The sequence below is a fragment of the Ornithinimicrobium sufpigmenti genome, from assembly GCF_004322775.1.
GTDB classification, from domain to species: Bacteria; Actinomycetota; Actinomycetes; order Actinomycetales; family Dermatophilaceae; genus Ornithinicoccus; species Ornithinicoccus sufpigmenti.
This window is the reverse complement of sequence record NZ_CP036403.1, coordinates 432,660-458,895: the sequence shown is the minus strand read 5'-3', so window position 1 is coordinate 458,895 and position 26,236 is coordinate 432,660. Positions and strand designations below refer to the sequence as shown.

General features: G+C 73.0%; 25 protein-coding genes. 10 read left to right on the top strand and 15 right to left on the bottom strand.

What is annotated here, in order from left to right:
* Positions 1 to 74: 74 nt before the first annotated feature.
* Positions 75 to 1,643 (bottom strand): DUF7059 domain-containing protein, encoded by a 1,569-nt coding sequence (locus ESZ52_RS02160; RefSeq protein WP_425600028.1) that lies wholly within the window; start codon positions 1,641 to 1,643, stop codon positions 75 to 77.
* Positions 1,644 to 1,752: 109 nt separating this feature from the next.
* On the opposite strand from ESZ52_RS02160, the gene ESZ52_RS02155 reads away from it, so the two are divergent.
* On the top strand, positions 1,753 to 2,676 hold the full coding sequence (locus ESZ52_RS02155; protein ID WP_238154323.1) for a GNAT family N-acetyltransferase: 924 nt from the start codon (positions 1,753 to 1,755) through the stop codon (positions 2,674 to 2,676).
* A gap of 119 nt (positions 2,677 to 2,795) precedes the next feature.
* Here the strand turns inward: ESZ52_RS02155 and ESZ52_RS02150 are convergent, their stop codons facing one another.
* Positions 2,796 to 5,153, bottom strand: coding sequence for a sodium-translocating pyrophosphatase (locus ESZ52_RS02150; protein WP_131103490.1), 2,358 nt, complete (start codon positions 5,151 to 5,153; stop codon positions 2,796 to 2,798).
* Between the two features lie 300 nt (positions 5,154 to 5,453).
* Here ESZ52_RS02150 and ESZ52_RS02145 point away from each other — a divergent pair, with 300 nt between their 5' ends.
* Together ESZ52_RS02145 and ESZ52_RS02140 are read left to right on the top strand one after the other, a co-directional pair.
* The gene (locus ESZ52_RS02145) at positions 5,454 to 7,823 is read left to right on the top strand and encodes a DEAD/DEAH box helicase (protein ID WP_131103489.1); all 2,370 of its coding nucleotides are present in this window, start codon (positions 5,454 to 5,456) and stop codon (positions 7,821 to 7,823) included.
* Positions 7,824 to 7,942: 119 nt separating this feature from the next.
* Complete coding sequence (locus ESZ52_RS02140) at positions 7,943 to 8,494, top strand: leucine-rich repeat flightless-interacting protein (RefSeq protein ID WP_131103488.1); 552 nt, start codon at positions 7,943 to 7,945, stop codon at positions 8,492 to 8,494.
* Between the two features lie 64 nt (positions 8,495 to 8,558).
* Here ESZ52_RS02140 and ESZ52_RS02135 read toward each other — a convergent pair whose 3' ends face one another.
* The 7 genes from ESZ52_RS02135 to ESZ52_RS02105 all read right to left on the bottom strand — a co-directional run bounded on the left by ESZ52_RS02135 (position 8,559) and on the right by ESZ52_RS02105 (position 13,442).
* Positions 8,559 to 8,957 carry an Rv3654c family TadE-like protein gene (locus ESZ52_RS02135; protein ID WP_131103487.1) on the bottom strand — a complete coding sequence of 133 codons (399 nt, stop codon included), beginning with the start codon at positions 8,955 to 8,957 and terminating at the stop codon, positions 8,559 to 8,561.
* Positions 8,954 to 9,280, bottom strand: coding sequence for a TadE family type IV pilus minor pilin (locus ESZ52_RS02130; RefSeq protein ID WP_131103486.1), 327 nt, complete (start codon positions 9,278 to 9,280; stop codon positions 8,954 to 8,956). Before ESZ52_RS02130 ends, ESZ52_RS02135 begins: the two co-directional genes overlap by 4 nt.
* A gap of 32 nt (positions 9,281 to 9,312) precedes the next feature.
* Entirely contained in the window at positions 9,313 to 9,516 is a 204-nt protein-coding gene (locus ESZ52_RS02125; RefSeq protein WP_131103485.1) for a DUF4244 domain-containing protein, read from the bottom strand.
* A 216-nt stretch (positions 9,517 to 9,732) separates the two neighbouring features.
* Entirely contained in the window at positions 9,733 to 10,326 is a 594-nt protein-coding gene (locus ESZ52_RS02120) for a secretion system protein (protein WP_131103484.1), read from the bottom strand.
* A complete protein-coding gene (locus ESZ52_RS02115; protein ID WP_131103483.1) occupies positions 10,323 to 11,132 on the bottom strand; it encodes a type II secretion system F family protein in 810 nt (269 codons plus the stop codon). The genes ESZ52_RS02120 and ESZ52_RS02115 overlap by 4 nt, the downstream gene beginning before the upstream one ends.
* Positions 11,132 to 12,199 carry a TadA family conjugal transfer-associated ATPase gene (locus ESZ52_RS02110; protein ID WP_131103482.1) on the bottom strand — a complete coding sequence of 356 codons (1,068 nt, stop codon included), beginning with the start codon at positions 12,197 to 12,199 and terminating at the stop codon, positions 11,132 to 11,134. The genes ESZ52_RS02115 and ESZ52_RS02110 overlap by 1 nt, the downstream gene beginning before the upstream one ends.
* A gap of 373 nt (positions 12,200 to 12,572) precedes the next feature.
* A complete protein-coding gene (locus ESZ52_RS02105) occupies positions 12,573 to 13,442 on the bottom strand; it encodes a Fic family protein (protein WP_238154322.1) in 870 nt (289 codons plus the stop codon).
* 433 nt (positions 13,443 to 13,875) lie between these two features.
* On the opposite strand from ESZ52_RS02105, the gene ESZ52_RS02100 reads away from it, so the two are divergent.
* Positions 13,876 to 14,370: a phage holin family protein gene (locus tag ESZ52_RS02100; RefSeq protein ID WP_131103480.1), complete on the top strand. Its 495-nt coding sequence runs from the start codon at positions 13,876 to 13,878 to the stop codon at positions 14,368 to 14,370.
* Between the two features lie 36 nt (positions 14,371 to 14,406).
* On the opposite strand, the gene ESZ52_RS02095 is transcribed toward ESZ52_RS02100, so the two are convergent.
* Complete coding sequence (locus tag ESZ52_RS02095) at positions 14,407 to 15,090, bottom strand: NUDIX hydrolase (RefSeq protein ID WP_238154321.1); 684 nt, start codon at positions 15,088 to 15,090, stop codon at positions 14,407 to 14,409.
* Between the two features lie 7 nt (positions 15,091 to 15,097).
* Positions 15,098 to 15,754, bottom strand: coding sequence for an endonuclease III (gene nth / locus ESZ52_RS02090; RefSeq protein WP_131106370.1), 657 nt, complete (start codon positions 15,752 to 15,754; stop codon positions 15,098 to 15,100).
* A 178-nt stretch (positions 15,755 to 15,932) separates the two neighbouring features.
* On the opposite strand from nth, the gene ESZ52_RS02085 reads away from it, so the two are divergent.
* The 4 genes from ESZ52_RS02085 (at position 15,933) to ESZ52_RS02070 (ending at position 20,162) form a co-directional block, all read left to right on the top strand.
* Positions 15,933 to 16,610 carry a Crp/Fnr family transcriptional regulator gene (locus tag ESZ52_RS02085; RefSeq protein WP_131103478.1) on the top strand — a complete coding sequence of 226 codons (678 nt, stop codon included), beginning with the start codon at positions 15,933 to 15,935 and terminating at the stop codon, positions 16,608 to 16,610.
* Positions 16,611 to 16,822: 212 nt separating this feature from the next.
* Positions 16,823 to 18,244 (top strand): ABC transporter substrate-binding protein, encoded by a 1,422-nt coding sequence (locus ESZ52_RS02080; RefSeq protein ID WP_238154320.1) that lies wholly within the window; start codon positions 16,823 to 16,825, stop codon positions 18,242 to 18,244.
* Complete coding sequence (locus ESZ52_RS02075; protein ID WP_131103477.1) at positions 18,241 to 19,251, top strand: carbohydrate ABC transporter permease; 1,011 nt, start codon at positions 18,241 to 18,243, stop codon at positions 19,249 to 19,251. The genes ESZ52_RS02080 and ESZ52_RS02075 overlap by 4 nt, the downstream gene beginning before the upstream one ends.
* Positions 19,248 to 20,162, top strand: a complete 915-nt coding sequence (locus tag ESZ52_RS02070) for a carbohydrate ABC transporter permease (protein WP_131103476.1) — start codon at positions 19,248 to 19,250, stop codon at positions 20,160 to 20,162. Before ESZ52_RS02075 ends, ESZ52_RS02070 begins: the two co-directional genes overlap by 4 nt.
* On the opposite strand, the gene ESZ52_RS02065 is transcribed toward ESZ52_RS02070, so the two are convergent.
* The 4 genes from ESZ52_RS02065 to sp36 are packed head-to-tail and all read right to left on the bottom strand — an operon-like array spanning position 20,159 to position 22,597.
* The gene (locus ESZ52_RS02065) at positions 20,159 to 20,986 is read right to left on the bottom strand and encodes an MBL fold metallo-hydrolase (RefSeq protein ID WP_131103475.1); all 828 of its coding nucleotides are present in this window, start codon (positions 20,984 to 20,986) and stop codon (positions 20,159 to 20,161) included. The genes ESZ52_RS02070 and ESZ52_RS02065 overlap by 4 nt on opposite strands.
* Complete coding sequence (locus tag ESZ52_RS02060; RefSeq protein WP_202865398.1) at positions 20,986 to 21,930, bottom strand: NUDIX hydrolase; 945 nt, start codon at positions 21,928 to 21,930, stop codon at positions 20,986 to 20,988. The genes ESZ52_RS02065 and ESZ52_RS02060 overlap by 1 nt, the downstream gene beginning before the upstream one ends.
* Positions 21,931 to 21,936: 6 nt before the next feature.
* A complete protein-coding gene (locus ESZ52_RS02055) occupies positions 21,937 to 22,428 on the bottom strand; it encodes a RidA family protein (RefSeq protein ID WP_131103474.1) in 492 nt (163 codons plus the stop codon).
* A 4-nt stretch (positions 22,429 to 22,432) separates the two neighbouring features.
* Positions 22,433 to 22,597: a Sp36 family protein gene (gene sp36 / locus ESZ52_RS02050; protein ID WP_131103473.1), complete on the bottom strand. Its 165-nt coding sequence runs from the start codon at positions 22,595 to 22,597 to the stop codon at positions 22,433 to 22,435.
* Between the two features lie 111 nt (positions 22,598 to 22,708).
* Here sp36 and ESZ52_RS02045 point away from each other — a divergent pair, with 111 nt between their 5' ends.
* Positions 22,709 to 23,533, top strand: a complete 825-nt coding sequence (locus ESZ52_RS02045) for an alpha/beta hydrolase family protein (protein WP_131103472.1) — start codon at positions 22,709 to 22,711, stop codon at positions 23,531 to 23,533.
* A 48-nt stretch (positions 23,534 to 23,581) separates the two neighbouring features.
* Positions 23,582 to 26,206: a transglycosylase domain-containing protein gene (locus ESZ52_RS02040; protein ID WP_131103471.1), complete on the top strand. Its 2,625-nt coding sequence runs from the start codon at positions 23,582 to 23,584 to the stop codon at positions 26,204 to 26,206.
* Positions 26,207 to 26,236: the final 30 nt, after the last annotated feature.

Genomic DNA, 26,236 nt, shown 5'->3' with positions numbered 1-26,236 from the left:
GGGACACGTCAAAAGGCCCGACCGAGCACGGCATCCGCCGGCAGGGCCCGCGGAGGCGCTCGCGGCCGCCCGGATCACCGCAGCAGGCCGTCGGCCACCAGCTCGCGCAGCAGCGGCAGCACGGCCGGCACCACGTCGTCCACGCTCGCCTCGGTCAGCACCGCCAGACCCGAGCAGAGCTGGCGGGCGGTCAGCTCGCCGTCACAGGCCCCCACCAGGCCCGCGCCCAGGGTGTCCAGGCGCACCACCCGACGTAGCCCGCCGCCTTGTCGGAGCTGGATCACGGCAGGGTCGACGGCTCCGGGTCGGCCGACCCGCTGTTCGGTGACGTCGTCCGTCACCCGCCAGGCGACGTCCAGCAGGTCATCCTCGTCGTGCTCCGCCAGCCAGGTCCGGGCCTGCAGCCCGGCCAGGATCGTGGGTCCCATCGGCGCGGCGACCGGGTGCGGGACCTCGACGAGGTCGAGCCACGGCTCCCGCACGGTGGCGGGGCGCTGGAGCGTGAGCACGCCGAAGCCCACCCGCTCCACGCCCCGTGCGGCGAAGTCGTCCAGCCACGCGGCATACAGGACCTCGAACCCGGGCGTGCCCGGCCGGTGCCCGCCGTCGCGGGCCCACGTCTCGGCATACTCGGCCACGTCCTGCACCTCCCGCTGCACCACCCAGGCGTCCAGCCCCGTGCCGGCCAGCCATCCGCCGACCCGCTCCCGCCAGTCCTCCCCGGTCCGCAGCTCCCAGTTGGCCAGCAGCTGGGCCACACCGCCGGGCTCGAGGTGGTCCGGAAGGTCACGCACCAGACCGGCGACGAGGGCGTCACCCGCCTCCCCGCCGTCGCGGTACTCGTAGAGAGGCACGTCGGCACGGCGGGGGGTGATGACGAAGGGCGGGTTCGTCACGATGAGGTCGAACCGCTCCCCCTGCACCGGTTCCAGCAGGCTGCCGTGCCGCACGTCCGCGTCGACCCCGTTGAGCGCCAGGGTGAACCGCGCGAACGCCAGCGCCCGGTCCGAGAGGTCGGTCACGGTCCGCTCGCCCGTGTGCCCGGCCAGGTGCAGCGCCTGCACCCCGCACCCCGTCCCGAGGTCGAGCGCACGGCCGACCCGCGGACGGGGGGTCCAGGACGCGAGGGTGGTCGAGGCACCGCCGATCCCCAGCACGTGGTCGGTCGGCAGCGGCCCACCCACGGCCAGCTCGGAGAGGTCCGAGGCCACCCACCAGGTCTCCTGCTCGGTCCCGTAGGGCCGCAGGTCGCACGTCGCCCGCACAGTGACCCGGTGACCACCCTCTCCGTCGGCGCTCCGGCGGACGAGCCCGAGGCCGAGCAACCCCCCGACCCCGGTCCTGGGCAGGGCCACCTCCAGGTCCAACGAACCGACCGGCAGCCCGAGGACGAAGCAGCGCACCAGCGTGGCGGCGGCGCCTCCCGCCGTGCCTTCCGTGGCCCTCGTGGCCGGCAGCGGCTGCTCGCGGTGCAGGGCGGAGGCGGCCACCGGGCCCAGCAGCCCGTCCAGCCCTTCCACCGTGTAGGCGGCCCTGCGCAGGTCCTCGCGCAGCCCGGCCAGCACCAGGGGGGAGGTCGCGGTCGGTGGGGGCAGGGGGGCGGGGTGGGTCCGAGGGTGGGACGGAGTGGGGTCGCTGCTCACCGCACCACTGTGCCGGGGGAGGTGCCCGCTCGCCAACCCGGTGGTCGTGACCGGGCCGCGGCGCGAAAACCCGTGGCGCACCCGCCCACCCGGGCGCTTCACTGGCGACGTGAGCATCGAGGAGAGCCTCCCGCCCGGCCTGAGCGCCCGACCGCTGACGATCGCCGACGCCCGGGCCGTCTACCAGGTGATGGCGGATCTGGAGCGGGCCGAGATCGGCTCGGCGGACATCGAGGAGGCCGACATCGTCGCCGACTGGCAGCGGCCCAGCGTCGACGTGCCGGCCGTCACCCTGGGCGTCTTCGCCGGGGACCGGATGGTCGGGTATGCCGAGGCAGCCCGGGACGGACGATGCGACGCAGCGGTCCACCCCGACTGGCACGGGCGTGGCATCGGCACGGCCCTGGCCCGGTGGATGCAGCACCGCTCCCGTGAGCTGGGGGCGCGCACGGTCGGGATGCCGGTGCCGCAGGGGGGCACCGGCGATCGGCTTCTCGAGGCCCTGGGCTACCACGTGGCCTGGACCTCCTGGGTGCTCCGCCTGCCGGAGGGTGCGCAGATCGAGCCCCGCTCGCTGCCCGAGGGGCAGGACGTCCGCGCGGCGCGGGCCGAGGAGTACCGGGCGGTCCACCAGGTCGTCGACGAGGCGTTCCTGGAGTGGGCGGACCGCGAGCCCCAGACCTTCGAGGACTTCGAGGCCGGCGTCCTGCACCGGCCGGGGTTCGAGCCGTGGCAGGTCCGGGTGGTCGTCGGTCCGGACGGGGTCGTCGGTGCGGCCGTCCTGGTGATGGCTCGGGACGAGGACGGCGCCCCCGTGGAGGGGTATGTGGACAAGCTCGCCGTGCGACGCGATCAGCGGGGTCAGGGGCTGGCCCAGGCGCTGCTGGTCGACGCCTTCGCCCTCGCCCGGGAGCACGGGGCCCCCGCCGTCGGGCTGGCGACCGACTCCCGCACCGGGGCCCTGAGCCTCTACGAGAAGGTCGGCATGGTGGTGACCCAGACCTGGGTGCACCGGGCGATCGGCCTTGCCTGAGGCTTCATCAGCCCTCTGGGCGAGGAGCCCGGCCGCACGAGCGGCGAGCCTGGTCGGACACACGACCGCCGGCGTCCGAGGGGGACGCCGGCGGTCGTGTCGTTGCGAAAGCTGTCGGGCTACTTGCTCTCGGTGAGGATGTGGGCCTCGTCAGGTGCCTCGCCGATGGCGATGTCGCGACGCTTGGAGACGACGACCGCGCCGACGATCACCAGGATCGACACGAGGGCGATGCCCCAGCGGATGAGGTCGTTGCTGTCCTCGCCGTAGGTCAGGCTGACGATGGCCGGGGCGATGAGCAGGGCGACCAGGTTCATCACCTTGATCAACGGGTTGATGGACGGGCCGGCGGTGTCCTTGAAGGGGTCTCCGACGGTGTCACCGATGACGGTGGCCGCGTGCGCCTCGGTGCCCTTGCCGCCGTACTGGCCGTCCTCGACGATCTTCTTGGCGTTGTCCCACGCGCCGCCGGAGTTGGCCAGGAAGACCGCCATCAGCACGCCGGTGCCGATCGCGCCGGCCAGGTAGCCGGCCAGTGCGCCCACACCCAGGCCGAAGCCCACGGCGATCGGGGCGAAGACCGCAAGCAGGCCCGGAGTGGTCAGCTCGCGCAGCGAGTCGCGGGTGCAGATGTCGACGACGCGGGCATAGTCCGGCTTCTCGGAGTAGTCCATGATGCCGGGCTTCTCCCGGAACTGGCGGCGGACCTCGAAGACGATGGCGCCGGCAGCCCGGGTGACCGCGTTGATGGCCAGGCCGGAGAACAGGAAGACCGCGGCACCCCCGATCAGCACGCCCGCCAGCGCCCGCGGGTCGATGATGAGGAAGGACTGGAAGACGTCCGCGTTGGCCTCGTCGGTGGCCACATCGCCCATGGTGTCGCTGATGGACTGCCAGTAGGCGCCGAACAGGGCGGTCGCCGCCAGCACGGCGGTGGTGATCGCGATCCCCTTGGTGATCGCCTTGGTGGTGTTGCCGACGGCGTCCAGCTCGGTGAGGATCTGGGCGCCCTCCTCGTCGACGTCACCGGACATCTCGGCGATGCCCTGCGCGTTGTCGGAGACCGGGCCGAAGGTGTCCATCGCGACGATGACGCCGACCGTGGTCAGCAGGCCGCAACCGGCGACGGCGACGTAGAACAGGGCGACGATCAGCGAGCCGTCGGCCAGCAGGAAGAGACCGAAGATGGCCGCGGCGATGGTGACGGCGGTGTAGACCGCGGACTCCAGACCGATGCCGATCCCGGACAGGATGACGGTGGCCGGACCGGTGAGCGAGGTGCGGGCCACGTCGTTGGTGGGCTTGGACTCGGTGCCGGTGAAGTAGCCGGTCAGCCACAGGATGAAGGCGGCGAGCACGATGCCGATCACCACGGCGGCCGCGGAGCCCAGCGCCGGGTTGAAGTCCAGGTCGGACGTGTCGCCCAGCAGGGCCAGGGCCCCGCCGGTGACGGTGCCCGACGTCTCTCCGCCGGTGAGCTCCGCGGAGTCGGTGGGCAGGAAGACGAAGGCCGCGATGCCGGAGGCGACGGCCGCCACGGCCGCCGAGATGTAGAAGGACTGGTTGATCGCCTGCAGGGCGTTCTGTCCCGGGCGGGCCTTGGTGATGTAGACGCCCATGATCGCGGTGAGCACCCCGATCGCCGGGATGATCAGGGGGAAGGTCAGGCCACCGTTGGCGCCGAGCGCGGCGGTGCCCAGGATGAGGGCGGCGACCAGGGTGACGGCGTACGACTCGAACAGGTCCGCGGCCATGCCCGCGCAGTCACCGACGTTGTCACCGACGTTGTCGGCGATGGTCGCGGCGTTGCGCGGGTCGTCCTCGGGGATGCCGGCCTCGATCTTGCCGACCAGGTCCGCACCGACGTCGGCGGCCTTGGTGAAGATGCCGCCACCGACCCGCATGAACATGGCCAGGAGCGCGGCGCCGAAGCCGAAGCCCTCGAGCACCGTCGGAGCGTCGCCCTGGAAGACCAGCACCACCATGGCGGCGCCCAGCAGGCCGAGCCCGACGGTCGCCATACCCACCGTGCCACCGGTCCGGAAGGCGATGCGCATGCCCTGGTCACGGTCGCCGTGGCGGGCGGCCTCGGCGACCCGCATGTTGGCGGCGGTCGCGAGGTTCATGCCCAGCCAGCCGATGAAGGCGGAGAAGCCGGCGCCGAAGAAGAAGGCGACCGACCGCCCGATCCGGACGAACATGTCGTCGGCGGGCAGCACCAGCAGCAGCAGGAAGGCGACGACGGCGAAGATGCCCAGCGTCTTGAACATGCGCGCCAGGTAGGCCGAGGCCCCCTCCTGCACCGCGGCGCCGATCTCGCGCATGCTGTCGGTCCCCGTCGGGGTCGCCAGCACCTGCTTGCGGAACATGAAGCCGAAGACCAGCGCGACGAGGGCGATGGCGAGCACCACGACCACGATCGAGGTATCGGTTCCCGAGAGCGACAGATCGCTCGCGGCTGCTCGGAGTGGGACCATGTACAGCCTCCTGGGGCGGCCCGCGACAGTGCGGGCGACGGAGCGCGACGGACTCGCGCAACTATGCGTTGGACGACCGTCACTGTAGTGAGGACGCCCCCTCGGTCCAACACCCCTCGCGGGAGGGGACGGAAAGTCGTCCGGTCGCTGATGCTGCGACGGGCCCTGGAACTGGGCCCGAACTGGGTCTGCGACTGGCCCTGGAACTGGGCCCGAACTGGGTCTGCGACTGGCCCGTCACGGTCCGGTCCAGGCCGAGGTGTCGGGGTCTGTCGGTCCGGGCGCGTAGCGTGGTCCACGATGTCTGCAGCACCTGCCCCGGACCGGCCGACGGCCGCTCCGCCCACCACGCCCGAGGGCGGGTTCGACCCCCACCGGGCGCTGGCCCACCTTGCCCGCGGGCCGAGGGGCGAGCGGCTGGTGCACGTGCGCACGCTGCCCGCCCGCCAGGGCCGGACCCACCCGTGGCCGGACTGGGTCGCACCCGAGGTGGTGGCCGCGTTCGAGGGTGGTGGGGTCAGCGCCCTGTGGGAGCACCAGGAGACCGTGGCCCGGCTGGCCCGGGAGGGCGAGCACGTCCTGGTGGCGACCGGCACGGCCTCGGGCAAGTCCGTCGGCTACCTGCTGCCGGTGCTCACGGCGATCAGCGAAGGCACCTCCGCACTGGGCGGGCGCGGCGCGACGGCGCTCTACCTGGCCCCCACCAAGGCGTTGGGCGCCGACCAGGCGGCACGACTGCATACCCTCGCGGTCCCGGGTGTGCGGGTCGCCACCCTGGACGGCGACACCCCCACCGAGGAACGGCGCTGGATCCGCGACCACGCGCACTACGTGCTCACCAACCCCGACCTGGTGCACCACACGCTGCTGCCCGGTCACGAGCGGTGGCGCGCCTTCCTGCGCTCGCTGCGCTACGTCGTGGTCGACGAGTGCCACGTCTACCGCGGGGTGTTCGGGGCCCACGTGTCCGCGGTCCTGCGCCGGCTGCTGCGGGTGGCCGCGCGGTATGGCGCGCAGCCCACCGTGGTCCTGGCCTCCGCGACCGTCGCCGAGCCGGCCGAGCTAGGCCAGGCGCTGCTCGGGCAGCCGGTGACGGCGGTGACCCAGGACGCCTCCCCGCGCGCCGAGACCGTGGTCGCGCTGTGGTCCCCGCCGGAGGACGAGGAGGGGCAGCGCCGCAGCACCCTGGGAGAGACCGCCTCGCTGCTCACCGACCTGGTGCGCGCCGACGTCCAGACGGTGGCCTTCGCCCGCTCCCGGCTGGGGGTGGAGTCCGTGGCCTCCCGCACCCGGGAGGCGCTGGAGGGCAGCGTGGGAGGCGGCGGGTCCGGCGGTCCGCGGGTGGCCGCCTACCGCGGCGGGTACCTCCCGGAGGAGCGCCGCGAGCTGGAGGGCGCGCTCCGGGACCGTTCGGTGATGGGTCTGGCGGCCACCAGCGCGCTGGAGCTCGGCATCGACATCGCCGGGCTGGACGCCGTGGTGATGGCCGGCTGGCCGGGCACGCGCGCCTCCTTCTGGCAGCAGGTCGGTCGCGCCGGCCGCCGGGGAGCGGCCTCCCTGGCCGTGCTGGTGGCCGCGGACGACCCGCTCGACGCCTACCTGCTCAGCCATCCCGAGCTGGTCTTCGACGCCCCCGTGGAGAGCTGCGTCCTGGACCCGGAGAACCCCTACGTCCTGGGTCCGCACCTCGCGGCCGCGGCGGCGGAGCTGCCGTTGACGGAGGAGGACGTGCGCTGGTTCGGCCCCAGCGTGCCGGCCCTCGCGGAGCAGCTGGTCGTCGGTGGGCTGCTGCGGCACCGCCCCACCGGCTGGTACTGGTGCCGGCCGGACCGGCCCACGGACCACCTGCAGCTGCGGGACGCCGGCCACACGGTGCAGATCGTCGACTCCCGCAGCGGCCGGGTGCTGGGCACCGTCGACGACGCCCGTGCGCTGACCACGGTGCACGAGGGGGCGGTCTACGTCCACCAGGGGCAGCCGCACGTGGTCACCGAGCTGGACCTGGAGTCCGGGGTCGCCCTGGTCGTGGCCGGCGATCCCGGCTGGGGCACCCGGGCCTGCAGCCAGAGCTCCTTCGCGATCCGGCAGGTGGACGAGGAGCAGGTCTGGGGCGCGGCGACCGTCTGCCGCGGACGGGTCGAGGTGACCACCCGGGTCACCGCGTTCCAGCGCCTCCTGCCCGACGGCACCGTGATCGGCACCCACCCCCTGGCCCTGCCGGAGCGCTCGCTGACCACCCAGGCGGTCTGGTGGACGCTGCCGGTCGAGGAGCTGGCGCTGGCCGGCGTCGGGGAGGACGACATACCGGGCGCGTTGCATGCCGCGGAGCACGCCTCCATCGGGATGCTGCCCCTGCTCGCCACCTGCGACCGGTGGGACCTCGGCGGCGTCTCCACACCCGCCCACCCGGACACGGGCCTGCCGACGGTGATGGTCTACGACGGGCACCCTGGCGGGGCCGGGTTCTCACGCAGAGGTTTCGACGTCGCCCAGACCTGGCTGGCAGCCACCCGGGACATGGTCAGGCAGTGCCGCTGCCGTTCGGGTTGCCCGGCCTGCGTGCAGTCGCCGAAGTGCGGGAGCGGCAACGACCCCCTCGACCGCGCGGGGGCGGACGCGGTGCTGGACCACCTGCTCAGCGAGCGGATCGTGCGCGTCCCTACGGGTTGACCTGCACGGCAGTCCCGATGACCCTTCGCTACCCTCGGGGCAGCACGCCCACCGGCGCTGCCGCTCACGCACGGACGTGTCCGCCCCTCCGGGCGCCGGCACCGACGGAAAGGTCAGCCATGATCGTCTTCGGCGCGGTCCTGCTCATCCTGGCGCTCATCGTCATCGCCTACGTCTGGCTGGCCACGGCCGGGATGTCCCAGATCTCCATCGACTACGGCGTCCTCAACGTCGAGCTCAGCCCACTCTGGTTCTTCTTCGCCGGCGGGATCACCCTGGCGGTGGCAACGTCGGGCCTGTGGCTGATGGGCGTGGGAGCCAAGACCTCCGCCCGCAAGGCCAAGGAGGTCCGCGAGCTGCGCCGTCAGGCCAAGGAGTCAGACCGCCGGACGGAGCGCGACGGTGACCGGGCGGGCCTGGGCCGTCGCAGCGGCGCCTCGCACCCCGACCGTGCCGCGGGGGGACCCGGAGGGGGCTCCACCTCGCGGGCGGGATCGAGCGCGGTAGGTGGCACGAGCCAGGCCGCGGCAGGCACAGGCACGGGGTCGGCTCCGCGCAGCACCGGTTCCGACAGCGGGCAGCAGCCGATCCTGCCCCGCTCAGGCCGGGACCAGATCCGCGGCACCGGCGACCCAGGGGCCGGGGCCGGGGGGTCTGGCCCGGACCGCTGAGCCTCGTGCTCGCGTGTCGTCGGTCTTCTCCCGTGTCGGCACCGCCTCCCTGCTCCCGCCGCACCTACGCGGCTGGGCTGGTGGCTCCCGCAACGGCCCGCGCCGTGAGCGACCACGGCGTCCGCGCCACATCCCGACGCACGGCGACCAGCACCGTGGGCCACGGCTGCCCCGGGGCGAGCCTCAGCTCACACCTCTCCAGCCGGCCGCCGTTGCGCGCCGCCACCGCGTCCGCCTCCGCGCACGCCCGGTCTCTTCCGGCCCCGGTCAGCACCTGGCCCGCTGCGGCCAGCGCGGAGAGGTCGGCTGCGGTGCGAGCCTGCTGACCCGCGACCAGGACGGCCGCCAACGCGAGCGCCGCCACCAGCACGGCGGCAAGACCGGCGACGACACCGACGGCCATGACCGACGCGGATCCCCGGTCGCTGCTCCGGTGGTCGCGCTGGTCGCTGACTGCCCTCATGGCCCGGCCCCCGGCTCCCAGACGGCCGAGGCCTGTGCCTGGGCCTGCGGCAGCGGGATCAGGCGGGACCGGGACGGCGCCTCCACCCGGACCACCACGAGCTCATCCTCGTGGCCGACGTGCAGGTGCGAACCTTCCGGCGCCCGGTCCAGGACCAGCCGCTGCACCTCCGCCGGGGCCTCACCGCGGGATGCGGCACGCGCGCCCACGCGTGCCGCATCCGTGACCCGGACCAGGTCGATCGCCAGGGCCAGGGCGGTGAGGCAGATCGCGAGCACCAGCAGGATCGAGGGCACGGTGAGCGCCAGCTCTGCACTCACCATGCCCCGGTCCCGTCCCCGGTGCCCGCCTGCGGTCACAACGACACCGAGATCGCCGTGGTGATGACGGAGGTCACCAGGCCCTGGATCGTCCCGGACTTCAGGATGGCCAGGAGCACGGCCGCGAAGGCGCAGGCGGCGATGGTGCCCACCGCATACTCGGCCGTGCTCATGCCCGACTCGCGGTGCCGGCGCAGCTGCTGCCGCGCCGACCGCCAGCGGATGGTGCTCTTTCTCATGTTCCCCTCCTCGTGGCGGACGCACCCCCTGGTGGGGCACACCCTTCGATCTGTCCACCCTGCGACCGCCACGCGACCCGCACCAGCCTCGGTGCGGGATCTGTGGACGGGGGCGGCCGGGCTCTGCAGGTGTGGACAACCCACCGGGTCGACGGCGCGACCGGGGCCACGTCCGCCCGCGGGCACCTCGACCGGCGCGACCGCGATGGTCGTCGGTCACCAGGACAGATCGCGGGTCAACGCCAGGACCAGCGGCAGCACGGTGGTCAGCACGAAGGCGGGGAGGAAGGCCAGTCCGAGCGGCAGCACCAGGCGTACCCCCAGCCGGGCCGTGCCGACCTCGACGTCGGTGATCTGAGCGGCGCGCAGGTCTGCGGCGGTCTGTCGAAGGGCCGGTCCCGGAGCGACGCCGGCCACCCGGGCCAGTTCCAGGCTTCGCCGCGCCGGCTCCCACCCTGGCCCGGCCGCGGCCCACGCCTGGTCGGTGTCCTGGCCGTGGTGCAGGGCCGACGCCACACGCGCCAGGCCGGCGCCGTCGCCCTCGGCAAGCACCCGGGAGACGGTCCGGGCCGCCTCCGCGAGAGCGCCCCCACCCAGGAGCGCCAGGGCCAGGAGCTCCAACGCCTCCGGGACGACCGCCTGAGGCGACCCGGTCTGGTGACCTCGCCCACGCCTGCTGCTCCCGACCCAGGTGCGGTCGGCCCACGGCCGACCGCCGTGCCCGCTGGGGGGCGTCCAAGCCGGAGGACGGGGTGGCAGCCACAGCAGGACGACGACCACGGCCGCCAGGGCGACGAGGAGTGGAGTCATGTCAGCGCGTGGAGCACGCGGCCGACCAGGCGTCGCGACCAGGCCTGACCGATGATGATGAGCGCGACGCCTGCCCCGGCACCGGTCAGGGCGACGGGGTGGGAGTAGAGGCTCGCCGGCGAGACACCGAGGACCGCAGCAAGCCCGACCCCCGCCAGCGGCAACAGGGTGAGCACGGTGACGGTGGCCCGGGCGCCCGCCGTGGTCACCTGCACCGCCCGCTCCAGGCGACGACGCTCGCGCGAGGCGTGGGCGCTGACCCTGATGGCTCCGGCCAGCGGGGCTCCCGTCAGCGTGGCGACCCGCCACGCACGGGCCACCGAGTGCAGGGTCGGACTCCCCGTACGGCGAGCCAGCCGGTGCCATGCCTGGCCCAGGGCCTGCCCCTCCCTCGCTGCACGAGCCAGCTCGTCCCACTCCCCGGCGTGGGCGTCGTCCTGCCGGTCCGAGCCCCGATCGACCTGTGTGACGGCCAGGGTCACGGCCTGCGGAACGGGGAGCCCGGCCTCCAACGCGGCGGCCAGCCCGTCGAGCACCTGCAGCTCCAGGTCGCGGCGTCGCTCGGCGCGGCCGACGCCCGCACGGCGCAGGAGCCTGCGGACGTCTTCGCGCACCGAGGTCCTGGGAGCGGGAGCGACCGCGCCCGATGACCATCCGCCCTGCCGGGACGTCTCGCCGGGTCGCGAAGGGACGGTGGAGCCAGCCGTGCGGGCACCGGCCGGTGCCTGCGGCGGCGAGGCCTGGGTCCACACCAGCACCGCCGCCGCGGCGAGGAGCCCGCACAACGCGGGGAGCAGCAGCATCATCACCCCGATCCCACCACCCCCGGCGACGAAGGCCCCAGCGGCACGCAAGGGTCCAGCCCCGTCCGGGTGCACAGCTGCGGCCACCCCGCGCCGGTCCGCCACTGACCGGGGCCGCCCTCCAGCGCGGTGACGCACTGGACCCGTCCACCCTCCACGGACCGCAGCACCGCGACCTCGCGCAGCAGCCGGCCGCCGGAGCGGTCGACGTGCAGCACCACCTGGATCGCGCTGGCAAGCTGGGCGTGCACCGCGGCCGGTGACATCTCGCCGAGCGCCCCCAGTGCCTCGAACCGGGACACCACGTCGCCGGCCGTGTTCGCGTGCACCGTGCCCGCCCCGCCCTCGTGACCGGTGTTGAGGGCAGTGAGCAGCTCACGCACCTCGGCCCCGCGCACCTCCCCGACCACCAGGCGGTCGGGTCGCATCCGCAGCGACTGGCGGACCAGGGTGGTCAACGTCACCTCACCCCGGCCCTCGACGTTGTTGGCCCGGCCCTGCAGGTGCACCACGTGCGGATGGTCGACGCGCAGCTCGCGCACGTCCTCCACCACCACGATCCGTTCGTGTCCGCTGACCAGCCCGAGCATGGCGGCCAGCAGGGTGGTCTTGCCGGACCCCGTGCCCCCGGTCACCACGAAGGAGGAGCGTGAGGCGACCACCCCCTGCAGCACCCGCGCCCCCGTCTCGTCGACCATCCCCCACCCGTGCAGGTCCTCCAGACCCGGCACCCGACGGCGCGGGACCCGCAGGCTCACATGAGGGCCCCCCTCCACCAACGGGGGCAGCAGGGCATGCAGGCGGACCCCGCCCGGAAGCAGGCCGTCGACGAAGGGACAGCTCTCGTCCAGCCTCTGGCCGGCCAGCGCCGCCAGCCGGACCGCGAGCCGGCGGGCGCTGCGCTCGTCGGCAAGACCGACACCGGCCGGCTCCACCCCCTCGCCACGGTCCACCCAGACCGCACCCGTGCCGTTGACGAGCACGTCGGTGGTGCGCGGGTCCTCCAGCAGCGCGGCCAGCGGCCCCAACGCCGGACCCAGCCCGCCCTCGGGCCCGCCTCGCTCGGACATGGCCCCACACTCTCGGACCCCACTCCCGCTCGCCAGCGGCTTGCGGGCACCTGTGGACAAGCGGCCCGGGCCGCCCGGCTGTGGACGACCGATGCACCGGAAGGAGCAGAGGGAAAGCTCCGGGAAAGGGGACGGCCCCGGCGGGGGGGAGCCGGGGCCGTCGGTGCTCAAGGCCAGGGGGGGATGACCCTGAACACCCGCGCTACGACTCTTGCGAGGAGCGCTGTACTGAAAAGTATGCACCAGCAGGGGCGCCAATAGCAAGTACGTGCGGTACCGGCAACGTGCGCCGCCGACCAAGCCCTGAGTGCAGCTCAGAGCGCCGCCGAGCGCACACTTCGGGCCTCACCTCGGGCCAAGTGCCCGCTCGCCATCAGGAGAGCCGGCCGGCTCGCACCGCGTCCGCCACACGGGTACCCTCGGCCGCCGCCCTCACCAGCGCCTCGGCGCAGTGGAGCAGCCAGAGGCGCACCCCTTCGGGGTCCCCGCTCGCATAGGCCGCGAGCGCCCCCCGGTAGTCGGTGCCGGCCCGGTCGGCATGCCCCACCTCCGGCACCGCCACGCCGGTCGGGTCCAGCCCGCCGACCCTGACCACCACCCTTTCCAGCGCCCGCGCCACCACGGCGTTGCCTGCGGCGAAAGGCCTGGCCACCGCCACCTCGGCGTGCACCACCGCCGCGACCAGCAGGATCGGCGCGCCGCCGTCCGGCACCGCCCCGACCAGCTCGTGGACCAGGTGCAGCCGGTCGCGGGCCTCGATGGGGTCCGGGGCGGGCCCGAGCACCTCCTGGCCCGTGGTCCGCTCACCGGCTGCGCGCGGGCGGCCCAGCTGGTCCTCTGGCAGCAGGCCGGCGGAGGATGCGGTATGGAGGGTGGCGAGGAGCTGCGTTGGTGCCCGGAGGTGCGCCGCGGCCACGTGCTCGGTTGCCGCCGTCGCCCGCACCGCGCCGGCGAGGACACGCCATACCGGGTCGGTATCCCGCTCCGCCCATGAGGTCGCACCGCGGACCAGGTCACGCACGAGTGCCAGGCTCGACTCGGACCCAGCGGGCTCGGCCCCCTCGAGCATCGCCGACGCGGTCGCGCCACGGATCCTCGACTCGGCAGCCGCCTCGGGGATGCGTCGCCGCAGACCCTCGTGCCAGCGCAGGGTCGTGCAGGCCTCCCTCGCCTCGTCGACCGCCTCGGCCACCCCGGGCAGGTCCCCGAGGGACCGCACCGCCGCTACCGTCCGTGTGCTCACCGGATCCACCCTACGGCTGGCGCAGTCAACGACCGCGGCACCCACTCAGCACCCCCCGATCTGGTCGAGCACTCACCTGCCACCCTCGTCACAGGGGCCACAGATGTTACCCAAAGGTCTTTACCCAAACTTGACCCGGAGTGAGTTGGTGTATTGCTGCACGCGTGGGACACTGGATGCATCGACCACAGGAGGCCCCCCGCAAGGGCAGAGGCCCCACCGGCTGTCACGGGACCGGTTCGTCGACACGGTGTCCGCCCGGCACTAACAGGGGGTGCTGGGCGGGCATCGTGGTTTCCAGGGTAGTACGCGCGCCCCGGTCGCTGAGGTGAGAGTGCCTCCGCGCGGGCCACCGCGCGCCGCTCCCGCGCGCCGCTCGGGCGGGACGTCCTCTGACAAGCATCGCCGCCGCAGCCGCGTTAGCATCCCAGGCATGGCTACCCCCGTAGATCCCGCACCGCAGTCCCGGACCGACGCCACGAGCTCCCGGACCCTGGGACAGCTCGTCGCCGATGTCTCCACCGACATCTCGCAGATCGTGCGCGGCGAGCTGGAGCTGGCGAAGCTCGAGATCAAGCAGGACGTGTCGCACGCCGGCAAGGGCGCAGGGATGCTCGCCGGCGCGGCCGTCTTCGGCCTCTACGGCCTGGGCCTGCTGTTCCTGGGACTGGCCGGGGTGATCGCCATCTGGCTGTCCTGGTGGGCCGGCCTGCTCATCGTCGCCGGCGTCCTGTTCGTCGCCGCTGGCATCCTGGCCCTGATCGGCAAGAACGCCCTGCAGCGGGTCAAGGGCAAGCCGGAGAAGACGATCGACCAGGCGCAGCAGACCGTCGACACGCTCAAGGGCGCCGCCCAGTCCCCGCACCGCGCCGAGATCCCCGAGCCCGTCCCGCCGACGCGCGACGGCGCCACCGCCCCCCTCCGCTGACCTCGGGCGGCGCGCCAGCGCCCCCGGGCGTCCGGCTCAGCTGATCATCCGGGTGGCGGCACCCTCCTTCCAGGGCCGGGTCAGCCCGGCGAGGTCCAGCAGGGTGTCCAGCAGCCCGGCGGTGAACCCCCAGACCAGCAGCCCGTCGACGTCCCACGCCGGACCGACATAACCACTCGGGTGGCCCACCTGAAACCTGGCCGCAGGGTCCAGCAACGAGCTGAGCGTCGGCTGCACCACCCGCGCCACCTCGGTCTCGTCCTTGGCCCACAGGCTCCCGGGCCGTGGCTCACGCCACCAGCCCAGGACCGGCGTGACGTCATACCCGCTCACCGGGATGTGCAGGGTAGGCGCGAGTGCCAGGACGTCGACCGAGGCGGGGTCCAGGTCGACCTCCTCCCACGCCTCCCGCAGCGCGGTGTCGGCCGGCCCGGCGTCGCCCTCCTCGCTCCCCCCGCCCGGAAAGGCGGGCTGCCCCGGGTGTGAGCGCATGGTGTGCGCCCGCTCGGTGATCACCACCGTCGTCTCGTCCGTGCCACCCCGGCCGTGGACGTCGGGGGCGAAGAGCACGAGCACCGCCGAGTGCCGGCGCCCACCCTCAGGCGGTGGCAGGAACCGGCTGAACCGCTCGCCGGGCAGGCTCGGCAGCCGCTGCGCCAGGTCGGTCAACCACTCCGGCGGAGGGTATGGCGAGGCGTCGGCCTGCGGGTATGTCGTCACGCGTGCGTTACCCGCGCCCGGCCGTGCGCACGAGCGCGGCGGCGGCCTCGGGGTCGGTCTCGCCCACCCCGTAGGAGGGGCACAGGCGCGCGACGGGACAGGCTCCGCACGCCGGCCGGCGGGCATGGCAGGTGCGGCGTCCGTGGAAGATCAGCACGTGCGACATCTGGGTCCAGTCCTTGCGCGGCAGCAGGCCCCCGATGGCGTGCTCGACCTTGACCGGGTCCTCCTCGGCGGTCCACCCGAACCTGCGGGCCAGCCGGCCGACGTGCGTGTCGACCGTGATGCCGGGCACGCCGTAGGCATTGCCCAGCACGACGTTCGCGGTCTTGCGGCCCACCCCGGGCAGGGTGACCAGGTCGCGCAGCCGCCGAGGCACCTGACCGTCGAAGCGCTCGACCAGCGCCGCGCCCAGACCGAGCAGCGAGGTGGTCTTGGCGCGGTAGAAACCGGTCGGCCTGATGATCGCCTCCAGCTCCTCCCGGTCGGCGGCGGCCAGGGCCGCGGCGTCCGGATAGCGGGCGAACAACGCCGGGGTGACGCCGTTGACCCGCACATCGGTCGTCTGGGCGGAGAGGACGGTCGCGACCAGCAGCTGGTAGGCGTCCTGGAAGTCCAGCTCACAGTCGGCGTCCGGGTAGCGCTCGGCCAGGATCCGGGCCATCCTGCGGGCCCGTCGCGTCAGGGCCAGCGGGCTCTCGCCCGTCGGTGTCGGCGGCACGGCGGTGGAAACCGGGTCCACGGGACGGTCGCTGGGTGGTGAGCTCACCCGCCCCAGCCTAGACGTGACCTCCGACACACTGGGTCCGACCACCGACGCACTGACGTGGCACGATGAGGGCGTGGACCGGCATGTTGTGAAGAGAGCACCGCTGTTCGCCGCCCTCGACGACGAGACCGCCGAGCGGCTCATGGCGTCGATGACACCTCGACGCCTGGCCCGCGGCGAGGTGGTCTTCCAGGAGGGCGACGCCGGGGACTCGCTCTACGTCATCATGACCGGGAAGGTGAAGCTGGCCCGCACCTCCGGCGACGGCCGGGAGAACCTGCTGTCGGTCCTGGGCCCGGGGGAGATGTTCGGCGAGCTGAGCCTGTTCGACCCCGGTCCTCGCCTCACCACCGCCTACGTCGTCTCCGACACCGAGTTCATCTCTCTCGGCAACGAGGCCCTGCGCGCCTTCCTCGCCGAGCATCCCGAGGTCGCCATGCAGATGCTGGCCGGCCTGGCGCACCGGCTGCGTCGGACCAACGAGGGGCTGTCCGACCTCGTCTTCACCGATGTGCCGGGACGGGTCGCCAAGGCCCTGCTGGACCTGTCGGACAAGTTCGGCCAACGTGTCGACGGAGGGGTCCTGGTCGCCCACGAGCTGACCCAGGAGGAGCTCGCCCAGCTGGTCGGTGCCAGCCGGGAGACCGTGAACAAGGCCCTGGCCGACTTCGCGCACCGGGGCTGGCTGGTCCTGGGCGCCAAGGCCGTGACGCTGGTCGACCTGGACCGGCTGCGGCGTCGCGCCCGCTGACGCAGGGACCGGTGCGGTAGCTGCGCCTGGGGCGTGGCCTGCTGCCATCTCGGGACCACCCGGCAGTTCGCGTGGCGAAAGTCGACGTGTGGTCCGATGCTATCCCCAGCACGTGGGGACCCACGCGCAGCACGACTCGATGACCCCCGGTCGGCACAGACCGGAGGTGAGAGGCCCGGGGCCGACGGCACCCGGACGGGCAAGGAGGCACCGTGGGACGGTTCTGGGTGAAGGCGAGCAGACGGGGCGCGGCAACGGTGGCAGCAGGCCTGACGGTCGGCCTCACGGCGTGCGCCACAGGCACCGGAGGAGGTTCGACGCCGGAGCTGTCGGCGGACGACTTCGCCAGCACCTCGGCCTCGGACACGCCGTTGACCATCATGGGGTTCGGGACCGATGACGAGATCGCCCAGGTCCGCTACGACCGCGCCGTGGAGGCGGTGACCGGCACCGATGTGCGCCTGTCCGAGGGCGGCCTCGACATGCAGCAGTTCCTGTCCTCCGTCGCCTCGGGCAACGTCCCGGCGCTGATCCGGGCCGACCGCAACCAGATCGGCACCCTCGCCTCGCGTGGGGCGATCGTCCCGCTGGACGCCTGCATCGAGGCCCAGTCGGTGCCGACCGACGACTTCGTCGAGGCCGCGCTGGAGCAGGTCACCTTCGACGGGCAGGTCTACGGCCTCCCGGAGTTCAACACCGTCCAGCTCACGATGGCCAACCAGGAGCTCCTGGACGAGGCCGGGCTGAGCATCGAGGACGTCAACGGCTCCGACCCCGAGGCGGTGACGCAGGCCAACCAGGCCCTCGCAGACACCTCCGACGGGCGCCTCAACGTCATCGGCTACGACAGCAAGCTGCCCGAGTTCCTTCCCCTGTGGGTGCACGCCCGGGGCGGCGCGATGATCTCCGACGACGGCCGCACCGCCCAGCTCGACAGCCCGGAGGTGCTCGAGGCCCTGGAGTGGGCGGTGGCGATCTATGACGAGCAGGGCGGCTTCGGCCGGGTCAAGGCCTTCCGCGACTCGGCGGACTTCTTCGGCGCGGGCAACCAGTTCGCGGTCGGCACGCTCGGCGCGATGCCGATGGAGCAGTGGTACGTCAACGTCCTGAACGAGGTGTCCTCCGACGCGCCGGTCATCTTCGACGCGGTCCGCGGCGAGGACGGCGATGCCCTCGCCTACGCCTCCGGCTCCGCCTGGGCGATCCCCAACGGCAGCCCCAACCCCGGCGCCGCGTGCCAGTTCGCGGCGACCATGGTGGAGGCGGAGTCGTGGCTGGAAGCCGCCCGGGCCCGGGCGGAGGCCCGGGAGGCGGACGGCCTGCAGTTCACCGGCCTGCTCACCGGTAACCAGGTGGTGGACCAGCAGATCCGTGAGGAGCTGGTCACGCCGAGCGGCGAGGAGAACTGGGACCGGGCCGTGGAGGTCCTGTACGAGGCCAACGACCACGCCTTCGGCATGCCGGCCAACCCGGCCGATGCGGACTTCCGTACCGCCTGGCAGGACGGCGTCAACCGCGTGCTCAACGGCCAGCAGGAGCCCGAGGAGGCGCTGGCCCAGGCCCAGGAGAATGCGCAGTCAGCGCTGGACAAGGCGTGGGAGAACTGGGAGGGCCGGCAGGACGACGAGCGATGACGGTCCAGGACGGGCGGCGCGGGGTCGCGGTCCCGACCCATGGCACCGCACCGCTGCAGGAGGTCGCTCGTCGTCGATGGCCCTGGCCGGGCAGGAGCCGACCCCGGCCCCGCGTCAACCGGGGCGACTGGAAGCCGGCGCTGCTCTTCCTGCTCCCGTGGATCGTCGGCTTTGCCGTGTTCACGGCCTGGCCGGTGTTCTACACGGCCTACCTGTCGCTGACCGACTACGACGTCATCAACGCACCCACGTTCGTGGGCCTGGACAACTACGAGCGGCTGGTCCAGGACGCAGGGGCCCGGCGAGCGATGGGCAACACGCTGTTCTACACCGCCCTGCAGGTGCCGCTCTACGTGCTCTTCTCGCTCTTCCTCGCGCTCCTGCTCAACCAGGCCGGGAGGGCCTCGGGCTTCTTCCGCACGGTGTTCTTCCTGCCCAACATGACCCCGCCGGTCGCGACCGGCGTGCTGCTGCTGCTGCTCTTCAACGGCCAGGACGGCCTGGTCAACGAGGTCCTGGGGTGGTTCGGCATCAACGGGCCCGCGTGGACCACGGACCCCCAGTGGGTCAAGCCCGGCCTCATCCTGATGAGCCTGCTGTCCGTGGGCGGGTCGGTCATCATCCTGCTCGCGGCCCTGCGCAACGTCCCCCAGGAGCTCTACGACGCCGCCATGGTCGACGGTGCCGGTTTCTGGCGTCGCACCTGGAGCGTCACCGTCCCGATGATCTCCGGGCCCCTGTTCTTCGTGATCATCGTCAACACCATCGCCGCGCTGCAGTCGTTCACCGAGGCCTACACCGCCTTCTTCGGCGTGGGCACCTCGACCTACTCCAACGACGCCGCCGAGTTCTACGCCATCCACATCTTCCGGGAGGCCTTCGAGTTCCTCCGGATGGGCTACGCCTCCGCCCTGGCCTGGCTCCTCTTCGTGGTGATCATGATCATCACCGCGATCCAGGTCGTGGTGTCGAAACGGTTTGTCTTCTACGAGGGGGAGAACCGATGACCACCCCACGGCTCGGTCTGGACCAGGCGGCCGCGACCGTGCCGGTCGAGGACACCCGCGTCCCCGACGGACGCCGCTCCTGGGGCTCGCGACTGGTCCGGGGCGTGGTCGTGCTGCTCCTGCTGGCCTTCAGCGTGCTCTTCATGTACCCCTTCGTGTGGCTGGTCAGCGCCTCGCTCAAGCCGCGCGAGCAGGTCTTCGACAACCGGCTCGTCCCCGAGAACCCCACCCTGGCCAACTACGTCTCGGTGTGGCAGGAAGCGCCGATGCTGCTGTGGATCGGCAACACGGTGCTGGTCACGGTCCTCGCCGCGGTCGCCGTGACGATCAGCAGCGCGATGGTCGCGTGGGGGTTCGCCTACTACCGTTTCCGCGGACGCAACCTGCTCTTCGGCCTGGTGCTGGCCTCGATGATGCTCCCGGGCGCGGTGACGATGATCCCCGTCTTCCTCATCTGGAACTCACTGGGCCAGATCGACACCCTCACGCCGCTGTGGGCCGGCAACCTGTTCGGCAGCGCCTTCTACATCTTCCTGCTGCGCCAGTTCTTCCTCGGCCTGCCCCGCGAGATCTTCGAGGCGGCCCGGGTCGACGGCGCAGGGCACTGGACCATGTTCTGGCGCCTGGCGATCCCCCTGTGCCGCCCCGCCCTCGTGGTCACGCTGATCTTCGAGTTCCAGGCGGCGTGGACCGACCTGATGCGCCCGCTGATCTACCTGCGGGACTCCACGAACTACACCATCCCGCGAGGCCTCAAGGCGCTGCTGGACCGCTACGGCTTCGGCGGGGAGTGGCACTGGGAGATCATCGTCACCGCCAGCGTCATCACCACGGTGCCGATGATCATCCTGTTCTTCCTGGCGCAGCGGCACTTCGTCTCGGGCATCGCGACGACCGGGTCGAAGGGCTAGTCCGCCGGTCCGTCCAGCAGGCCCAGGTAGTCCAGCTGCGCGAGCACCGAGAGCCGGGCCGCGGGCCACACGGCCCGTGGCACGTCGGCATACACCCGCTCGACCACCAGGTCCGCCAGGTCACGGCCGTCGTCGGGCCGGAGCGTCGGCACCACCGCACGCACCTGGTCCAGGCGCTGGTGCCGGTGCTGCCAGTAGTACTCGACGGTGCCGGCGGCGTCGGGGACGACCGGCCCGTGACCGGGAGCGATGCTGGCCGCCGTGCCCGAGCCGGTCAGGTCGCGCAGGCGCTCCAGCGACTCCAGGTACGAGGTGAGGTCCCCGTCTGGGTAGGCGACCACCGTGGTGCCCCGCCCCAGCACGGTGTCCCCGGTCAGCAGCACCTGCTCGGCCGGGAGCAGGAAGGAGACCGAGTCCGCGGTGTGGCCGGGCGTAGGGACCACGAGCAGCTCCAGCCCGCCGACCCTGAGCAGCTCGCCCTCGGCGAGGTCATCGTGGCCGCGGCCGACGGCTCGCACGGGCGCGGCGGTGAGCTCGGCCCAGCGGTCCGCCGACTCGGCGTGGTCGGCGTGCCCGTGGGTGAGCAGGGTGAGCGCGACGCGGGCACCGCGGTCGCGCACGTGCTGCAGCACCGTCTGCAGGTGGCCCTCGTGCAGCGGGCCGGGGTCGACGACGACGACCTCCTCGCTGCCGGGCTCGGCGAGCACCCAGGTGTTGGTGCCCTCGAGGGTCATCGGGGACGGGTTGGGGCACAGCACGGCGTGCGCACGCTCGCCCCAGCTCCCGCCGCGCCAGGACGGGTCCGCGGGACCGGCCGACCGCATCAGCCCAGCCCCTCCGGCGCCCGCGACCCCGGCAGGCCGTGCCCGTCGGGACCCACCGGCGAGCGCATCCACAGCTTCCCGGCCCGCCAGGCCGGCCAGGGTTGGACGCGGTGGACCGGGACGTCCTCCCCCAGCCAGGCGTCGAGGTCCCGGATCTGCGCGAGCTGCTCGATCATCACCTGGGTCGGCGGCAGCATGATCTCCTTCCCCGCGGCCTGGGCGGCCAGCAGCGACGCCGGGTCGTCCCAGCGGACGCTCTCCGCCTCGCTGGTCGCGTCATCGGCCCGCTGCCCCTGCGGCATCCGCGCCGCGAAGAAGCGGGTGTCATAGCGACGCGGCTCGCACACCGGGGTGGTCCAGTGCGCCCGCAACGAGAGCAGGTCGGTGCGCAGCACCAGGCCTCGCCGGGTGAGCAGCTCGGCGAACCCCTGGGAGCGGTCCAGCAGCGCCTCCCGCTCCTGCCGCCACTGCGGGTCGGTCAGGTCGTCGACGAGCTCGCCCGGACCGGGCCCGGCGATGAGGACGCCGCACTCCTCGAACAGCTCCCGGGCGGCCGCGCAGACCAGCTCGCGTGCGGTCGCCTCGTCCGTCCCCAGCCGCGCGGCCCAGTCCAGCGGCGACGGGCCGGTCCACGGCAGCTCCGGATCGGCGTCGCGCGGGTCGACACCGCCGCCGGGGAAGGCGATCATGCCGGGCGCGAACGGCATACCGAGGACCCGGCGCAGCACGAACACCTCCGGCGGCGCGGTGCCGGTACGCCCCTGCGGCTCGCGCAGCAGCATCACCGTCGCCGAGGCGCGCGGCACGGCGACCGTGCGCTGCTCCTGCGGGGTGTCCAGCCACTCCTGGGAGTGCCGGTCCACGGGCGGCGGCATGACGAAGTCGCGGTATGCCGCCGTCCGGTCGGGCGGGGCGAGGCGCGGGCCCGCGGCGTGCTCGGTCATCGCGGGTCAGTCGCGGACGGCGACGGTGATCTCCACCTCGACGGGGGTGTCCATCGGCAGGACCGCGACACCGACGGCCGAGCGGGCGTGCACGCCGGCGTCGCCGAAGGCTCGCCCCAGCAGCTCGGAGGCCCCGTTGATGACCGCTGGCTGCCCGGTGAAGGCGGGGTCACTGGCGACGAAGCCGACGACCTTGACCACCCGGGTCACCCGGTCCAGGTCGCCCACCTGGGCGCGGACCGCGGCGATGGCGTTGAGGGCGCAGATGCCGGCGAGCCGGGCGGCCTCCTCGGGGCTGACCAGACCCTCGCGCTCGCCGACCTTGCCGGTCGCCGGCAGGGCTCCGTCGACGAAGGGCAGCTGGCCGGAGGTGAACACCAGGTCGCCGTGGCGCACGGCCGGCACGTAGGCGGCGACGGGCGCGACGACGTCGGGCACGGTCAGCCCCAGCTCGGCCAGGCGCTGCTCCACCCCGCTCGCAGAACTCGAGGTAGTCACGTGCTCAGCCCTTCGGGCGCTTGAGGTAGGCGACCAGGTTGCTGCCCTCGCCAGGGCCGGGCACGACCTGGACGAGCTCCCAGCCGTCCTCGCCCCACTGGTCGAGGATCTGCTTGGTGGCGTGGATGAGAAGGGGGACGGTGGCGTACTCCCACTGCTGGTTCGTCATGGCCCGACCCTACAAGGCGGGCCCGCGAGGGCGCCCGCGTCCGTCGCACCTCCGCGCGCAGGCACCGGGACGCACCCTCCCACCACGGTGGGGCCGTGGTAGGACGGACCCATGACCGAGCCTCCCACGCCCCGGGCCGAGGACCGTTCCGTCCTGGAGCGCACCGGCCCCGACCCGGCGCGCACCGTGCCCTACGGCCCGGCGGCGCACCAGGTCTACGAGGTGCACGAGCCGTCCGGCTCTCCCCGAGCCTGGGTGGTGCTCATCCACGGCGGGTTCTGGCGGGCCGAGTGGGACCGCACCCACCTGCGCCCCCTGGCCGGTGCCCTGACCCGGGACGGGTATGCCGTGGCGCTGGTCGAGTACGCCCGTCCGGGCCTGCCTGGGGGCGGCTGGCCGGGCACCGGGGAGGATGTCGCCGCGGCGGTGGCCGCCGTCCTGCGTGAGGAGGCCGACGGGTCGGACGCAGCGGAGAGGGCCGGCAGCGGCGACACGGCACCGGTCGTGCTGGCGGGCCACTCCGCCGGTGGCCACCTCGCGGTCTGGCTGCTGCACCGGCCGGAGGGACGGGGGGTGCGCGGGGCGGTCTCCCTGGCGGGCTGCCTCGACCTGCGCCTGGTGCACGAGCTCGGTCTGGGCGACGGCGCGGCACTGAACCTCATGGGGCAACACCCGGAGGAGGAGCCGGACGGCTGGGCCGCTGCCGACCCGGCCCGGCTGGGGCGCACGCCATACCCCGTGGTCGTCCTGCACGGGGACGAGGACGAGCGGGTGCCGGAGACGGTCTCGCAGAGCTGGTGGGAGCAGGCGGCGACACCGGGCCGGGACCGGCTGGTGCTGCTGCCCGGTGCCGGCCACTTCCAGCTCATCGACCCCGAGGCGGCGGCCTACGCCGCCCTGCTGGACGGCGTGGAGGACCTGTTGTCCCGTCCGTGATACGCGCGGGCGCCAGGAACTGCCAGGAATCTCCCGTACCGTGGTGCTATGCGCTCTGCTCTCACCGTCGCCCGGGTGACGTCCCTGCTGGGGGTGTTCCTTGCCGTCGCCGTCCTCATGGGGTTCATCGGGGCCGGCCTGGCCGCGCCCGTCGTCGGGGCCGCCGGAATCGCCGCCCGCGAGGGCGTGGGCATGTTCGAACGCCTCCCGGGGGACCTGGAGCAGAACCCTCTCGCCGAGCAGTCCCGGATCCTCGCGGCCGACGGCACCGTGCTGGCGACGCCCGCAGAGCAGAACCGGATCATCGTCGGCAGCGAGGACATCTCGGAGTGGATGAAGAAGGCGCAGGTCGCGATCGAGGACGAGCGCTTCTACGACCACGGCGGCATGGACGTCGAGGGCCTGGGACGCGCGGTCTTCCAGAACGTCACGACCGACAGCACCCAGGGTGGCTCGACGCTGACCCAGCAGTACATCAAGCTGGCCCTGCAGGACCAGGCGCTCAAGGAGGGTGACGGCGAGGCGTGGGAGGCCGCCCAGGCCCGCTCCGGCATGGCCGGCTACGTCCGCAAGCTGCGTGAGCTGAAGTATGCGATCACGCTCGAGGAGCGCCTGAGCAAGGACCAGATCCTCACCGGATACCTGAACCTGGCGTTCTACGGTCAGCGCACCTACGGCGTCGAGGCGGCCGCGCGGTACTACTTCAACACCAGCGCCGCCGACCTGACCATCGCGCAGTCCGCCCTGCTGGCCGGGGTCGTGCAGCAGCCGAGCGTCACCAACCCGGTGGCGAACCCGGAGGCTGCCGAGGCGCGGCGGAACCTGGTCCTGGGCAAGATGTACCAGCTGGAGATGATCACCGAGGGGCAGTACCAGGCGGCTCTGGACCTGCCGGTGGCGAACATGCTGGAGGTCACCGAAAGCCAGCGCTCCTGCTTCAACTCGCGCAACCCGTACTTCTGCGACTACGTCGAGGCGTGGCTGATGGAGCAGCCCGCGCTGGGTGACACCCGGGAGGAGCGGCGGTCGACCTTGACCACGACCGGCCTGACCGTGGAGACCACCCTGGACCTGGAGCTCTCCGACCAGCTGCACGAGACGCTGCAGGAGGCCACGCCGCTGGACAACGAGTACTACCTGGCCTCCGCGGCCAGCGTCGTCGAGCCCGGCACCGGGCACATCCTGGCGTTCAACCAGTCCAGCAAGTACTCCCTCAACGAGACCCAGGACCGGATCCGGGAGACCTCGGTGAACTGGAACGTCGACTCCCGCTACGGCGGGCCGGGCGGGATGGAGCTGGGCTCGGTCGCCAAGGCCTACACCCTGGTCGACGCCTTGGAGAAGGGCGTGCCGATCGAGGGCGACCTGGCGATCCCGGAGGCGCAGAAGGCCACCTGGGGCAATGTGTGGCTGGAGGACCCGGAGAACCCGGTCCCCCGGTCCGAGTGGCCCACCGACCCCGATGACGTCTTCGACGCGGTGGTCTTCTTCCCGGAGGACTTCCAGGAAGGCTGCACCATCGGCGAGGAGCACTGGGCCGTGCGGAACGCCGGCGACAACGTGGTGCCGGAGACCATGCCGCTGCGCCGGGCGACCGCGCAGTCGATCAACACCGCGTTCGCCGCCCTGGCCTCCCAGGTCGGCACCTGCGACATCGGCGAGACGATGACCGCCATGGGACTGACCAACGCCTCCGGCGGCGTCTACGGCGTCTCCCCCGACGACCCCGACCAGAAGCTGGCGACCTCGCTGGTCCTCGGCTCCGACTGGTCCAGCCCGCTGACCGTCGCCGCCTCCTACGCCGCCTTCGCCTCCGGCGGGATCTACTGCCCGCCGCTGCCGGTCACCCGGGTGCTGGACGCCGACGGCAACGAGCTGCCGCTGGAGGTCGAGGAGTGCCACCGGGCGATCGACGAGGACATCGCGCTCGGGGCGGTCGAGCTGCTCAAGGACGTCGTGGACCCGATGGGCTCGGGCTACAAGGCCGTCCTCGACGGCAACCGTCCGGCCGCGGGCAAGACCGGCACCAACAACAACGCCAGCCACACCTGGTTCGCCGGTTTCACACCGCAGCTGTCCACCGCGGTCTTCGTCGGGAACATCCCCGGGGCAGCCGCCTACGAGGGCACCCTGGTCGACCTCACGATCGGCGACATCGTCGTCGACGGACCGCTCTACGGGTCCTCCGTGGCGGCCCCGACGTGGAAGCGGATCATGGACTGGGCCTCCCGCGACCTCCCCACCGAGGACTGGGACCCGCCCTCGTCCGAGCTGCTCAACGGCAAGCGGGTGAGCATCCCCGACGTCGTGGGGATGGACGTGCGCGAGGCGCGGGACCGGCTGGGCGAGGCTGGCCTGACGGCCAGCGTCACCCGGATCGCATCCCGGGCTCCCGAGGGGCAGGTCGTCTACACCACCCCGGGCGTGGGCAGCTCGGTCGTGACCGCTGACCCCGTGGTGCTGCACGTGTCGTCCGGCGCCACCCCGCCGACGTCGCGATCTGCACCGCAGCCGACGCCTCGTCCGCAGCCGACACCCAACCCGCAGCCGAGCCCGTCGCCCTCCCCGTCGCCGAGCCCGTCGCCCTCACCGTCGCCGCCCCCCTCACCAGGACCGGCTCCGGCCCCGCCGCCGACCAACCCCGGCATCCCGGATCCCCCGGACGACTACTGAGAGTCGTCAGCAGAACCTGACCGGCCGACG

Coding starts and splice junctions, on each gene's coding strand:
- ESZ52_RS02130 (WP_131103486.1), bottom strand. CDS start 9,280: ATGGTGAGTGCAGAGCTGGCGCTCACCGTGCCCTCGATCCTGCTGGTG.
- ESZ52_RS02075 (WP_131103477.1), top strand. CDS start 18,241: ATGACGGTCCAGGACGGGCGGCGCGGGGTCGCGGTCCCGACCCATGGC.
- ESZ52_RS02145 (WP_131103489.1), top strand. CDS start 5,454: ATGTCTGCAGCACCTGCCCCGGACCGGCCGACGGCCGCTCCGCCCACC.
- ESZ52_RS02110 (WP_131103482.1), bottom strand. CDS start 12,199: ATGTCCGAGCGAGGCGGGCCCGAGGGCGGGCTGGGTCCGGCGTTGGGG.
- ESZ52_RS02070 (WP_131103476.1), top strand. CDS start 19,248: ATGACCACCCCACGGCTCGGTCTGGACCAGGCGGCCGCGACCGTGCCG.
- ESZ52_RS02150 (WP_131103490.1), bottom strand. CDS start 5,153: ATGGTCCCACTCCGAGCAGCCGCGAGCGATCTGTCGCTCTCGGGAACC.
- ESZ52_RS02135 (WP_131103487.1), bottom strand. CDS start 8,957: ATGAGGGCAGTCAGCGACCAGCGCGACCACCGGAGCAGCGACCGGGGA.
- ESZ52_RS02120 (WP_131103484.1), bottom strand. CDS start 10,326: ATGACTCCACTCCTCGTCGCCCTGGCGGCCGTGGTCGTCGTCCTGCTG.
- sp36 (WP_131103473.1), bottom strand. CDS start 22,597: ATGACGAACCAGCAGTGGGAGTACGCCACCGTCCCCCTTCTCATCCAC.
- nth (WP_131106370.1), bottom strand. CDS start 15,754: ATGGCCCGGATCCTGGCCGAGCGCTACCCGGACGCCGACTGTGAGCTG.
- ESZ52_RS02040 (WP_131103471.1), top strand. CDS start 23,582: ATGCGCTCTGCTCTCACCGTCGCCCGGGTGACGTCCCTGCTGGGGGTG.
- ESZ52_RS02115 (WP_131103483.1), bottom strand. CDS start 11,132: ATGATGCTGCTGCTCCCCGCGTTGTGCGGGCTCCTCGCCGCGGCGGCG.
- ESZ52_RS02065 (WP_131103475.1), bottom strand. CDS start 20,986: ATGCGGTCGGCCGGTCCCGCGGACCCGTCCTGGCGCGGCGGGAGCTGG.
- ESZ52_RS02125 (WP_131103485.1), bottom strand. CDS start 9,516: ATGAGAAAGAGCACCATCCGCTGGCGGTCGGCGCGGCAGCAGCTGCGC.
- ESZ52_RS02060 (WP_202865398.1), bottom strand. CDS start 21,930: ATGACCGAGCACGCCGCGGGCCCGCGCCTCGCCCCGCCCGACCGGACG.
- ESZ52_RS02140 (WP_131103488.1), top strand. CDS start 7,943: ATGATCGTCTTCGGCGCGGTCCTGCTCATCCTGGCGCTCATCGTCATC.
- ESZ52_RS02045 (WP_131103472.1), top strand. CDS start 22,709: ATGACCGAGCCTCCCACGCCCCGGGCCGAGGACCGTTCCGTCCTGGAG.
- ESZ52_RS02100 (WP_131103480.1), top strand. CDS start 13,876: ATGGCTACCCCCGTAGATCCCGCACCGCAGTCCCGGACCGACGCCACG.